This window comes from Pseudarthrobacter sp. MDT1-56 (assembly GCF_059383555.1).
On sequence record NZ_JBWZCK010000012.1, the window covers coordinates 1 to 12,567 of the forward strand.

The 12,567-nt window shown below is 69.5% G+C and carries 11 protein-coding genes; 3 read left to right on the forward strand and 8 right to left on the reverse strand.

Annotation, left to right across the window (positions count from 1 at the left end; translation table 11 throughout):
- Together AC50YC_RS16185 and nboR are read left to right on the forward strand one after the other, a co-directional pair.
- Positions 1 to 1,022 (forward strand): transketolase-like TK C-terminal-containing protein (locus AC50YC_RS16185; RefSeq protein WP_494954321.1); only part of this gene is annotated, 1,022 nt, incomplete at its 5' end.
- A 22-nt stretch (positions 1,023 to 1,044) separates the two neighbouring features.
- Positions 1,045 to 1,671, forward strand: a complete 627-nt coding sequence (nboR, locus tag AC50YC_RS16190) for a nicotine blue oxidoreductase (protein WP_494954322.1) — start codon at positions 1,045 to 1,047, stop codon at positions 1,669 to 1,671.
- Positions 1,672 to 1,710: 39 nt separating this feature from the next.
- Here nboR and AC50YC_RS16195 read toward each other — a convergent pair whose 3' ends face one another.
- Complete coding sequence (locus AC50YC_RS16195; RefSeq protein WP_494954323.1) at positions 1,711 to 2,361, reverse strand: uracil-DNA glycosylase; 651 nt, start codon at positions 2,359 to 2,361, stop codon at positions 1,711 to 1,713.
- Between the two features lie 95 nt (positions 2,362 to 2,456).
- Between AC50YC_RS16195 and AC50YC_RS16200 the strand changes: the two genes are divergently transcribed.
- On the forward strand, positions 2,457 to 2,981 hold the full coding sequence (locus AC50YC_RS16200) for a DUF488 domain-containing protein (protein ID WP_494954324.1): 525 nt from the start codon (positions 2,457 to 2,459) through the stop codon (positions 2,979 to 2,981).
- A gap of 23 nt (positions 2,982 to 3,004) precedes the next feature.
- Here AC50YC_RS16200 and AC50YC_RS16205 read toward each other — a convergent pair whose 3' ends face one another.
- The 7 genes from AC50YC_RS16205 to AC50YC_RS16235 all read right to left on the reverse strand — a co-directional run bounded on the left by AC50YC_RS16205 (position 3,005) and on the right by AC50YC_RS16235 (position 12,382).
- Positions 3,005 to 3,988: an aldo/keto reductase gene (locus AC50YC_RS16205; protein WP_494954325.1), complete on the reverse strand. Its 984-nt coding sequence runs from the start codon at positions 3,986 to 3,988 to the stop codon at positions 3,005 to 3,007.
- A gap of 109 nt (positions 3,989 to 4,097) precedes the next feature.
- Positions 4,098 to 4,841, reverse strand: a complete 744-nt coding sequence (locus tag AC50YC_RS16210; protein WP_494954326.1) for an aspartate/glutamate racemase family protein — start codon at positions 4,839 to 4,841, stop codon at positions 4,098 to 4,100.
- Between the two features lie 26 nt (positions 4,842 to 4,867).
- Positions 4,868 to 6,436: an NCS1 family nucleobase:cation symporter-1 gene (locus AC50YC_RS16215; RefSeq protein ID WP_494954327.1), complete on the reverse strand. Its 1,569-nt coding sequence runs from the start codon at positions 6,434 to 6,436 to the stop codon at positions 4,868 to 4,870.
- A 206-nt stretch (positions 6,437 to 6,642) separates the two neighbouring features.
- Positions 6,643 to 9,474 carry a molybdopterin-dependent oxidoreductase gene (locus AC50YC_RS16220; RefSeq protein ID WP_494954328.1) on the reverse strand — a complete coding sequence of 944 codons (2,832 nt, stop codon included), beginning with the start codon at positions 9,472 to 9,474 and terminating at the stop codon, positions 6,643 to 6,645.
- Positions 9,475 to 9,476: 2 nt separating this feature from the next.
- Positions 9,477 to 10,442 carry an FAD binding domain-containing protein gene (locus AC50YC_RS16225; protein ID WP_494954329.1) on the reverse strand — a complete coding sequence of 322 codons (966 nt, stop codon included), beginning with the start codon at positions 10,440 to 10,442 and terminating at the stop codon, positions 9,477 to 9,479.
- A complete protein-coding gene (locus AC50YC_RS16230; RefSeq protein ID WP_494954330.1) occupies positions 10,433 to 11,734 on the reverse strand; it encodes an XdhC family protein in 1,302 nt (433 codons plus the stop codon). The genes AC50YC_RS16225 and AC50YC_RS16230 overlap by 10 nt, the downstream gene beginning before the upstream one ends.
- Before the next feature lie 153 nt (positions 11,735 to 11,887).
- Positions 11,888 to 12,382, reverse strand: a complete 495-nt coding sequence (locus tag AC50YC_RS16235; RefSeq protein ID WP_494954331.1) for a nucleoside deaminase — start codon at positions 12,380 to 12,382, stop codon at positions 11,888 to 11,890.
- Positions 12,383 to 12,567: the final 185 nt, after the last annotated feature.

Sequence of the window (12,567 nt, forward strand, 5' to 3'; positions counted from 1 at the left end):
ACAAGGAGTCCATCTCCGGCCAGATCGTGCACGCCGGCATCAACGAGGCCGGTTCGGTGGCGGCGTTCACCGCCGCGGGCACGTCCTACTCCACGCACGGCGAGCCGTTGATCCCGATCTACGTCTTCTACTCGATGTTCGGTTTCCAGCGCACGGGCGATTCCTTCTGGGCCGCCGCGGACCAGATGACCCGCGGGTTCATCATCGGCGCCACCGCCGGCCGCACCACCCTGACCGGTGAAGGCCTGCAGCACGCGGACGGGCACTCCCCGATCCTGGCCGCAACCAACCCCGCTGTTCTGACCTACGATCCCGCGTTCGGGTACGAAATGGGCCACATCATCCGGGACGGCCTGGAACGGATGTACGGCCCGGAGTCCGCAGACCGGAACCTGATGTACTACCTCACGGTCTACAACGAGCCGATCCTCCAGCCGGCCGAACCCGAGAACCTCGACGTCAACGGTGTGCTGACAGGCATCTACCGGGTGTCGGCGTCGGACCTTGACGGGCCCAAGAGCCAGATCCTGGCCTCCGGCGTCTCGGTGCCGTGGGCCCTCGAAGCCCAGCGGGTCCTCGCCGAGGACTGGGGCGTCTCCGCCGACGTCTGGTCCGTGACGTCCTGGAATGAACTGCGCCGCGACGGGCTCGCCGCGGAGGAGGAAGCCTTCCTCAACCCCGGCCAGCCCGCCCGCGTCCCGTTCGTGGCCCAGCAACTGGCCGGCGCCACCGGCCCGATCGTGGCGGTCACCGACTACATGAAGGCCGTCCCGGACCAGATCCGCCAGTTCCTGCCGCACCAGTTCGCCTCGCTCGGCGCCGACGGCTTCGGCTTCTCCGACACCCGCGCCGCCGCCCGCCGCTTCTTCAAGAACGACACCCACTCGATTGTGGTGAAGACCCTGCAGCTGCTGGCCGCCCGCGGGGAGGTCGACGGCGGCGTGCCCGCCTACGCGATGGACCGCTACAAGTTGCTGGACGTCAACGCCGGGACCACCGGCGGAGCTGGAGGCGACGCCTGACCTGCGGCGTTAGGGTGGGCAGATGAGCGACAGCGGAGCACCGGGCCACAGCCGGGCACCAGGCACGACGGCGGTGCTGCTGGCCGCCGGCGCCGGGACACGGCTGGGGCTCGGGCCCAAGGCGCTGCTCCGGTTCCGCGGCCGCACGCTGGTGGAAGTACTGGCCGACTTGCTCCTCGCGGGCGGCTGCCGGGAAGTGGTGACGGTGCTCGGCGCGGACGCGGCAACGGTCCGCGCCGGCACCGACCTCAGCCGGCACCGGGTCATCGACAACCCGGACTGGGACACAGGAATGGGCAGCTCCTTCCGGCTCGGCGTCGCCACGGCAGCCCCGGAGGACCATGTGCTCATCGCGCTGGTGGACCAGCCCGGGCTGAGCGCGGAGACCGTCGCCCGCCTGCTGGCGTCCCACCGGACCGGCAGGGTGACGGCGGCCGCCTACCGTGGCCCGGACGGGAAATTGCAGCGCGGACATCCGCTGCTGCTGGATGCCGGCCTCCGCGCTGAGGCCGTGGAAACGGCAACCGGCGACGCCGGGGCACGCTTCTTCCTCCAGGCCCACCCGGAGCTGGTCGACCTCGTGGACTGCAGCGACCTCTCCGGCGGCGAGGACCTCGATTCCCCCGACCAGCTGCACCTCCTGGATTAGCCACGCCCCGGGACGCGCGGCTACCGCGGGGCGCAGGACCTACGGGGTGACGCCGGCCGCGATCAGTTCCTCCAGGCCCCGTTTGAAACCGGACCGGCCGCCGTGGGCAGGATGCCTGATTTTCGGCACGTCCAGGCCGCTGCGCTGCAGGCTGCGGTGCGCCACATTCCCCACGGCCACCACCGTTTCGATGGGAAACGCCTCGGTCAGCGCCTGCCAAAACGGGGTACCCAGCGCTGCTTCGGCGGCGGTTGGCGTGCGGTTGGACAGCGGCCGCCCGGGCACGTGGGTATGCCACGGGCAGGCGCTCCAGAGCAGGGGCAGGAACTCCAGCTCGGCCAGCACCTCCCACATCACCGTGGCCGTCGGCTCCGCCGCAACACCCGCGGCCTCCGCCGGCAGCACGTAGCCCTTGCCGGGTCCGAACAATCCAAACCCGTTGCCTGGCCCCTCGAACATGGTGCGGTTCGTGAAGGGGACTCCGGTGATCCTCATGCCCCTGAAGCCGGGGGCTTCCCCCACCAGCAGCACCTTCGGGGAGCGGTCCAGCATTTCCCGCAGGTAGATCGCCAGGTTCCGCCGGCGCTGGGCATTTCCCGGCACGGCGTGATCAAAGAAGTTGTTACACCCCGGCCCTGTTGCCACGGCCGCGAGCCGGTCAACAAAGCCCTCGATGGTGGATGGAGTCATTCCCGGCCCGTTCCCTTGGCAGCTCGTCGGTTAATCAGACTATCCGGGCCGCCCCGCCGCCGGCACGGGCTCCATCGCCGTCCTAGCATGGGGGCATGACGGACATGACCATCTTCACGGTGGGGCACTCCACGCACCCCATCGACGAATTCATTGGGATCCTGAAGGCCCACGGCATCAAGAAGCTGATCGACGTCCGCACCGTCCCGAAATCGCGGCACAATCCGCAGTTCAATGCGGACGCCCTCGCGGCGAGCGTGCGGGCCAGCGGGATCACCTACCGGCGGATGGAATCCCTCGGCGGCCTGCGCCACGCCCGGAAGGACAGTCCCAACGGTGCCTGGCGGAACGCGTCGTTCCGGGGGTACGCGGACTACATGCAGACCGAGGAATTTTCCACCGCCATCGGCCAGCTGCTGGAACGCGGGCGGACCAACGATGCGGCGATCATGTGCGCCGAAGCCGTCCCGTGGCGCTGCCACCGCTCGCTGATCGGCGACGCGCTCCTGGTCCGGGATGTCGAGGTGCTGGACATCATGACGGCAAAGTCCGCCAAACCCCACACCCTGACCTCCTTCGCACGCGTCGAGGGAGAGCGGGTCTGGTATCCGGAGGACTGAGCAGTGAGAACGGGCCCGGACTGCTACCAGCGCGGGTGGATCGATTCGCGGAAGTACTTGTCGTAGATTTCCCGGACGCCGACGTCGAACGTGGCGTCGATGCCGCGGACCCCCGCCGCTTCGGCGTTGGAGCGGGCCTGGTCCACGTTCCGCGCGCCGGGGATCACTGTGCTGACGCCGTCCTGCGCGGCGATCCAGGCGATGGCCGCCTGGGCGGTGCTGACGCCGTCGGGCACCAGTTCCTCGAATTCGGCCACCGCCTTCAGGCCCTGCCCGAAGTCCACACCGGAGAAGGTCTCCCCGACGTCGAACGCGGAGCCGGTGCGGTTGTAGTTCCGGTGGTCGTCCGCCGCGAAGGAGGTGTCCGCGGTGTATTTGCCCGAGAGCAGCCCCGAGGCGAGCGGCACGCGCGCGATGATGCCGACCCCGGCGGCCTCCGCAGCGGGCAGCACCTCATCCAGCGGCTTGAGCCGGAAGGCATTGAGGATGATCTGCACGGTGGCCGTGCCCGCGTGCCGGATGGCCTCGAGGGCCTCGTCGGTCCGTTCCACGCTGACGCCGTAGTTCCGGATGGCCCCCTCGGCGACCAGGGTGTCCAGCGCGTCGTAGACTTCGGCGTTGCTGTACACGGCAGTGGGCGGGCAGTGCAGCTGGACCAGGTCCAGCTGCTCCATGCCCAGGTTGCGCCGGGACCGGTCCGTCCACTCGCGGAAGTTGGCGAGGTTGTAGTGCTCCGGCAGCTGCTCCATCCGGCGGCCCATCTTGGTGGCCACCGAGATGTCCAGGCCCGGGTTGTCGGCCAGGAATTTGCCGATGGCCTGCTCGCTGCGGCCGTCGCCGTACACGTCCGCGGTGTCGAAGAACGTGACACCGGCTTCCGCGGAGGCGGACAGGATGGCCTGCGCCTGCGCGGGGTCCACGTTGCCCCAGTCCGCGCCAAGCTGCCAGGTCCCCAGTCCAACAATGGAGACGTTCCGTCCGGTCTTGCCCAAGATTCGCTTTTCCATCATTCGACTATAGGCCGGAACAGCAACGCGAGGTCAGCTCCGGCCCAAGAAAGCGCACAACACGGGCCGTAGCTGACCCCGCGTTGGTTTTAGCGGGAGGAGGGCCTGCTCACAGTGCGGCCTGCGCGGGGGCAACCGCGAACGGCCAGCCGATGACGGTCTTGGGCCGCGGGCTGGCGTAGGTCCGGACTTTTGACGTGCTCAGCCGCAGCCGGACCAGCGATTCGGCGATGGTGACGGCGGCCGCCACCCCGTCCACCACGGGAACGCCGGCGCGCTTCCGGATCTCCTCGTCCAGACCAGCCATGCCGCCGCACCCGAGGACAATGACTTCCGCCTTGTCCTCGCGGACAGCCAGCAGCGCCTGCTCGATGATGGCTTCCACGGCGCGCTCCGGATCCGCCTCCAGTTCCAGGACCGCGAGCCCGCTGGCCCGGACCGACGCGCAGCGGGCATCGAGGCCGGCCAGTTTCAGCCGGTCCTCGATCAGCGGAACGGCCCGGTCCAGGGTGGTGACCACGGAGTACTTGTGGCCCAGGAACATCGCGGTGCTCGCGGCCGCTTCGGTGATGTCCACGACCGGGACGTCGAGGAGCTCCTGGAGCCCCTCCCGCCCGTGCTCGCCGTAGCCGGCCTGGATCACGGCGTCGAACGGCTCCGGATAGGACAGCACCCGGTCCATTACGGCGATCGCCGCCAGGTAACTCTCAAAGTTGCCCTCGCAGGAGTCCGCGCCGAAGCGGGGAGTGAGTCCCACAATTTCCGTCTCCGGAAGCGCAACCTGGCGTGCCTGCGCGGCGATGGAGTCGGTCATGGACTGCGTGGTGTTGACGTTGGCGACAAGGATGCGCATGTGCTTTTATCTTTCAGGAGGGCTGGTCAGTGGGTGCTGGCGATGGCGATTGGCTCGCCGTCGACGTCGTCAAGCCGCTGGGAACGGTCCGAGATGACGTAGTAGACCACCGCGGCGATGCCGGCCGCGACGAACCACGCGAACGGGGCCGCGGCTTCCAGCGCCGGAACAAACGCGATCAGGAGCGCGACGCAGGCGGCGGGCACCATGGCGATGATCGCGCGGGGGTTGAAGCCCTTCTTGTAGTAGTAGGCCCCCGCCGGGTCCTCGGTGTAGAGCTCGATCACGTTGACCTTGCCCCGGCGCAGCAGCCAGTAATCGGCCATCACGACGCCGAACAGCGGGCCCAGCAGCGCTCCGAGTCCACCGAGGAAGTACACGATCACGAGCGGGTTGTTGTACAGGTTCCACGGCAGGATGATCAGGCCGATCGTGCCGCTGACCCAGGCCGCCTTGCGGAAGTTCAGGTGCTTCGGGAAGAGGTTGGTCAGGGCGTAGACGGGCGCCACGAAGTTGGCCATCAGGTTGACGGCGATGGTCAGGATGAGCAGCGCGAGGCAGGCCAGGACCAGGAACAGCGTGTTCGGGATGGTCTGGACGATGTCCGACGGGCTCTCGATGATGGTGCCGTTGATCTTGAACTGTCCGCCGGCCATGACCACCACGATCGCGCCGAAGAGGAGCATGTTGATCGGGATGCCCCAGAAGTTGCCGCGAACCACAGCCTTCTTGGACACGGCGGACCGGGTGAAGTCACAGAAGTTCAGGACAAAGGTTCCGTAAATGGCCACCCAGAGCGCACCGCCGGCAAAGATGGTGCGCCACATTTCGGCGCCTTCGAGGGCATTGTCCGCGGCCCAGGCGATGGAACCCCCTGCCTCCACGAAGATCCAGACGGCGATGGCAGCCATGGTCACCAGGATGATGGGCCCGGCGAAGGCCTCGTACTTGCGGATCATTTCCATGCCGAAACTGACGATGACCAGCTGGACGATCCAGAGGAACACGAAGGATACCCAGCCCAGCGTGGAGAGGCCGAGGATGGAGTTTGCGTCCAGCTCCCGCAGTGAGGGAACCATGGCCACCAGCATGACGCGGAGCACCACCGACGCCAGGTAGGTCTGGATGCCGAACCATGCCACGGCCACGGCCCCGCGCAGGAGGCTGGCGATCTGGGCTCCCCTGATGCCGAAGCTGATCCGGCTCATCACGGGGAACGGGACACCGGTCTTGACACCCATGAAGCCGGAGAAGCTGAGCAGCGCAAACAGGAGGACGGCTCCGACGCCCAGGGCGAGAAGGATCTGCCAGCCGCCCAGCCCGAGGGCGAAGAGCCCGATGGCGAAGGCGTAGTTTCCCAGGCTGTGGACGTCGTTTGCCCAGAGGGTGAAGATGCTATAGCTGCTCCAGCGGCGGCCTTCCCGCTTCGTCGGGGCAAGGTCGATGTTGTAGAGGGTGGGACTGATCGCCCGGCCGGAGGCGGCGCTGGCGGCGTCACAAAGCGCGTCGACACCCATGGAGGGGTGGGATGCCCTGTTCAAGTCACCAGTGGTCTCGGGATCCGGGTTGACGCCAGTCAACGGGGTTGTCTGCATCGTGATCTCACTTCTTGAAGATGTCTTCCATACTTTCCGCACCGGGATCTGTGCCGGAAACGACCGGCAGGAGCGCCGTTGCTTTATTCCACAATGCGGAAGATGGGTATCGAGTAGTGAAATAACGGTATGACCTGGGTCACTCCGGCGTCAAGGGGTGGCGGATTCCGGCCAGTCACAAACGGTTGGCTCGAGACCCGGGGCATCTACAGGGAGGACGTAGCCCGGCGGGCTTCCTTCAGGCCCAGGTAGATCTTGTCCCGGGCGATCGGCAGCTCCGCGAACCGGACCCCCGTGGCGTTCCGGATGGCGTTGGCGAGCGCCGGCGCCACCGGATTGAACGGGCTCTCGCTCATCGATTTCGCGCCCAGCGGGCCCAGCTTGTCGGACGTGTCGGCGAAGTACACCTCGCTGCGCGGCACATCCGCGAAGGACGGGATGTGGTACTGCCGGAGGATGTCCGTGGTGACCCGACCGGCGTCGTCCACCCTGACCTCCTCATACAGCGCCGCGCCGAGCGCCTGCGCGATGCCGCCCTCGATCTGCCCGCGGCACTGCCGCGGATTGACCACGACGCCGGCGTCGGCGGCCTGCACGCTCTGCAGGATCCGCAGCTCCCCCGTCCCGGTGTTCACGGCGACCCGGAATCCGTGGACGTTGAACGCCACCGAACGCGGCGTCCCGCCCCAGTGCCCCTCGCCGGAGAGCTCGACACCGGCGGCTGCGGCGGCGTCGAACAGTTCCGCCAGCGGCACCCGGGTTCCCTCGCAGATGACCGCGTCACCCTCCAGCACGCACCCGGCGACCTGGACCTGCCGGATGCCGGCGGCGAAGGCGCGGATCCGCACCGCCAGTTCCTCGGCCGCGGCGAGGGTGGCCTTCCCGGCCACCACCGTCCCGGTCGAGCCGAAGGCGCCGGAATCGTGGTCGACCAGGTCCGTGTCCGACTGCCGGACCGTGATCCGGCCCGCGGTGGTGGACAGGGCGGTCGCGGCGAGCTGGGCGTGCACGGTGGTGGTGCCGTTGCCGAACTCGGCGGTCCCCACGTCCACCTGGTAGCTCCCGTCGGGCAGGAGCCGGACCCGGGAATGCGCAAAGTGGCCCCGCGGCGGGACGGTGTCGATCATGGACAGCGCCGAGCCTTCGCCGGTGACCCAGTCCGGGCCGAGGTCCTCGAGTCCGGCGTCGCGGTACCGTGCCCGGCCGCGGTCCAGGGCGTCCTGCACCAGCCGGGTGCACTGGTCCAGCCCGTAGCTGCCGTAGAGTACGTCCTCCTCCGGGTCGGGGTGGGTGGAGAGCATGTCGTCGCCCTCGCGGACCATGTTGCGGCGGCGGAATTCCATCGGGTCCATGCCGATCCCGGCGGCGAGCTCGTCGACGGCGGACTCGATCGCGAAGATCATCTGGCTCAGCCCGTAGCCGCGGAACGCCCCGGACGGCACTGTGTTGGTGTACACCGCGTGCGCGTCCACCTTCTTGTTGGCGCAGTTGTACACGCCCAGGGATTCGCCGCAGCCGTGGAACATGACGCCCACGGAATGGTTGCCGTAGGCGCCGGCGTTGGTGAGCACGTCCAGCTGCAGGGCGGTCAGCTTGCCCTCGGCGCTGGCGGCGGCCTTGAGCCCGATGGTGAACGGGTGCCGGGTGGTGGATGCCGTGAACTGCTCGGTGCGGGTGAATTCAAGCTGCACCGGACGCCGCAGTTTCAGTGCGGCGAGGGCCACGATGTCCTCGGTGAGGACTTCCTGTTTGCCACCGAAGCCGCCGCCGACCCGTCCCGCGACCACCCGGATCCGGTCCTCCGGCAGGCCGAAGACCCGGCCCAGGGTGCGCCGGACCAGGAACGGCACCTGGCTGGAGGTGCGGACCTGGAGCCGGCCGTCGTCGTCGATCGAGGCGATGGCGGCGTGGGTCTCCAGTGCGGTGTGCTGCACCCGCTGGGTGCGGTAGGTCTGCTCGTGGATGAAGTCCGCGGTGGCGAAGGCCGCCGCGACGTCGCCCAGTTCCGAGTGCAGTTCGGCGACGACGTTCCGCTCCGGCCGCCCGATGCGGGCCGTGGCGGCGTCCTTGTCCCCGTGGACCAGCGGGGCGCCGGGGCGCAGCGCGTCCTGCGGCGTGAACACCGCGTCGAGCACCCGGTACTCCACCTTCAGCGCCCGGACGCCGGCTTCCGCCGCGGCGACGGTATCGGCGACGACGGCCGCGATCCGCTGCCCGATGAACCGGACCACGTCGTCGAGCACCCGGGTGTCGTCCGGATCGTCGGTGTAGAGCTCGTGTTGCGCCGTGGAAAACAGCTGCGCGGGTGCGTCCTCGTGGGTAAAGACCGCCTCCACGCCGGGAATCCGCAGCGCGTCCGTGGCGTCGATGGACAGCACGCGGGCGTGGGCGTGCGGCGAGCGCAGGAGCTTCACGTGCAGCAGCCCCGGAAGTTCCGACGCCGGCACGTCCAGCGTGTAGCGCGCCGTGCCGGTGACGATCGCCTGGCTGGCGGGCGCCGGGACGTCGTCGCCGAGCTGGCCGGGACGCGGATCGGGCTGGCCAGCGCCGGCGATCCCGGATCCCGGCCCCGCGGGGTCCGGGTGGCTGGATTCGCCGTGCGCGGCCTCGCCGCAGACAGCGTCCGCGATGGCCCGGTAGCCGGTGCAGCGGCAGAGGTTCCCCTTGAGGTTCCGCGGCAGGTTGGCTTTCTGCTCGTCGTCGAAGGTGGCCGCCGTCATCACCATGCCGGCGGTGCAGAACCCGCACTGGAAGCCCTGCCGTTCCATGAACTGCTGCTGCATCGGGTGCAGGTCCGCGCCGGCGGAAGTGTTGGCCAGGCCCTCCACCGTGGTGACCGCCCGGCCGTCCGCGCGGACTGCCGGGTAGATGCAGCTGTGCACGGGGGTGCCGTCCACGTGGACGGTGCAGGCCCCGCAGTCGCCGCCGTCGCAGCCTTTCTTGACCCCGAGGTTGCCCTGCTCCCGCAGGAACGTCCGCAGGCACTGCCCCGGCCTCGGTTCGGCCTGCGCTGGGGTTCCATTGATCTCGATAGCCATGCTCAGGCCCTTTCCTGCTGTGGCGAAGCCTGCAGTGGGGTGCGGTGCGGAGGCCAGAAGTCGCCGGAAACGTGGGCCGGTGCGGTGCCTGCCGGGGCCGCGAGTTCGGCGCGGATTTCCTCGGCGAGGCGGTAGGTCATGTCCTTGCGCCAGGCCGGCAGGCCGTGGAGGTCGTCGTGGTAGAGCCCGTCCGGGATGGCGGCGTCGAGCGCGGCGGACAGTTCGGCTGCCGCGCCGGTGCCGGCAGGGTTGGCGGCAGGGTTGGCGGCGGCGTTTTCTAGGCGCAGCTGCACGGGGCGCGTGGTGGCGGCGGTGACGGTGAGGACCAGGCTGCCGTCGGCGTCGAGCCTGCCGATCAGCAGCACCCCCGACCGTCCCAGGTTGCTCAGCGACAGCCGGCGGAAGGCCACCCGGGAGGCCAGGGCCGGCGCCGGGAGGTGGATACTGCGGAGCAGCTCGCCGGGTGCCAGGCAGTTGCGCCCGTCCCCGGTGACGAACTCCGCCACGGGGACGGTGCGGCTGGCGCCGCCCGGGCCGAGCACCGTGGCCACGCCGTCCAGGGCCGCGCAGAGCGAGGTCATGGGTCCGGCCGGCAGGGAGGTGCAGAGGTTGCCGCCCACGGTGGACATGTTCCAGACCTTGAAGGAGGCCACGAAGGAGTCGCAGCACGGCCGGACCAGCTCCAGCGCGGGCCAGGCGGCCGCGTGCGCCCGGCCGGTCTCGCCGGCGGGCAGCGCATAGAGCTCCGCGACGGTGCAGGTGGCCGCGAGTTCGATCCCGGAGTCGGACACCGTGATGGCCGGCCAGCCGGTGGAGCCGAGGTCCAGCAGCCGCCGCAGGGGTTCCGTGCCGAAGGCGAAGCTGCCGTAGGAAAACAGCACGGTGCCGCCGGCCAGCCAGGCGTCTCCGGGCTGCCAGTCGGCCGGATCCGCGGTGCAGACCACCGCCTCGATGGTGTTCATGTCCATGGCATCTCCTGGTGTTGCGGGGTGAGGACTGGCCGGGTGCTGGTTCGGCCAGCGCCGGTGTATCGGTGGATCGGTCCGCTCCCGTGTTTCAGGGACAACCGGCGGGCGGAACGGCTCCGGTGTGCCACCAGTTCCGCGGTGATGGAAACGGCCACCTCGGCCGGGGTGACCGCGCCCAGGTCCAGCCCGATCGGGGAATGCAGCCGCCCGGCCTCCTTCGGTGCCACCCCGGCGGCGAGCAGCGACTCCATCCGCTGGCCGTGGCTCCGCCGCGATCCCATGGCCCCGAGGTACGCGAGGTCCAGGCCGAGCGCCGTCTGCAGCAGCGGGATGTCGAACTTGGGATCATGGGTGAGCACACAGACAACGGTCCGGGCATCGAGGCGGCCGGCGGCGGCTTCGGCGGCCAGATAGCGGTGCGGCCAGTCCGTGACCACCTCCTCGGCCATGGCGAAGCGCTCCTGCCGGCCGAAGGCGGGCCGGGCATCGCACAGGGTCACGTGGTAGCCGAGCAGCTGGGCGGCCGGCACCAGGGCCGCGCCAAAATCGTTGGCGCCGAACACCAGCATCCGGGCCGCCGGCAGCCTGCTCTCCACCAGCAGGGTGACCGGCCCGGCAGCGGGCCGGCCCGCTGCCGCGTCTCCGTAGCAGCCGGATTCCGCCGCCAGCCGCACCACCCCGGTGGTCCCGTTCCTCAGCAGGGGCTCCAGCTGGGCGGCTGCCGCCCGCAGCAGGGAGCGGTCCCCGTCCCCGGCAACACCCAGCAGGGCGGCCACGGCATCGGACTGCGCCACCTGGTAGCTCGCCGGATCCGGGATGACGACGGCCCGGGCACCTCGCGGGGAAGCGTCACCTCGCGGCGCAGCGACCCCTCTCGGGGCTTGCGCGTCGACCCGCCGGATGAGCGCCAGGCCCGCGCCGGGAGCCTGGGCATCCAGGGCGGTCAGGCCCTCCGGCCGGAGGCCGCCCAAGGTGTCCGCCAACAGTTCGATGTGGACTTCCAGCTCGCCGCCGCAGGTGAGTCCGACGGCGAACGCGTCCTCGGCGCTGTAGCTAAAGACCTCGCGGCGGGTGCCGCCGTCGGCCATCAACGCCAGGGCCGCCGCCACCACGGCGCCCTCGACGCAGCCGCCGGAGAGGCTGCCCAGGACGTCGCCGGATTCGGACACCAGCATGGAGGTTCCCACCGGCCGCGGCACGGAACCGCCGGTCCCCACCACGGTGGCCACGGCGCAGCGCTCGCCGGTGGCTGCCGGCTGCCAGGCCGCCAACGCAGGCATCAGATCCAACATTGCTGCACCCCCTTTTGCCGTGCGGCGTTGGTGTGCACATTCTCGTTCGTAACCATGGCCAGGGGAAGCACCGGAAATCCGCTGCGGTTTCGGACGCCCGCGCCCAGGATCCGCGCTGCGGCTGTCCGAAAGCGCAGCGAAATCCGCACGGCCCTAGTAGTCGATCCGGTTCTGGAGGGTGTTCCAGGCGGTGAAGGGCTGCAGCACGGGCGGTGCCCCAGGACCGTCAAGCTCCAGCTTGCGCACGGGCAGGACCGCATCGGGCTGGTTGTTCTCGAAGTACTCGTAGAACACAGCGTCGTCGAAGCCGACCGAGGCGGCATCGTGCCGGTCGGCGGCGAAGATCACGCGATCCACCCGCGCCCAGAGGGCGGAGGCCAGGCACATGGGGCACGGCTCGCAGCTGGTGTAGAGCGTGGCTCCGCTGAGCTCGAACCGGCCCAGCTCGGTGCACGCCCGGCGGATGGCCGTGACCTCGGCGTGGGCGGTGGGATCGTTGGTGGCGGTGACGCGGTTGACGCCGTCGAATGCCTGCCCGTCCGCGGTGACGATGACGGCGCCGAAGGGCCCTCCGCTGTTCATGACGTTGGCTGTGGCCAGCTCGATGGACCGGACAAGATAGGCCTGGGCCGTGGCGGTGACAGTCATGATGCGACTCCCTTGTGCTGTGGAAGCCGGTTCCCGTGCCGGAACGTATGTGCCGGTGGCGTCGGTGACCAGGCTTCAGCGTGTGCGATGAAGGTTCAGTTGCGCCTGGTAGATAGCCTCCCGCGTCCCGGGTGCCCGCCTTTGACACCAGCGAGAGTAACAGCGGAACGTGGGCCGCGCCAGTG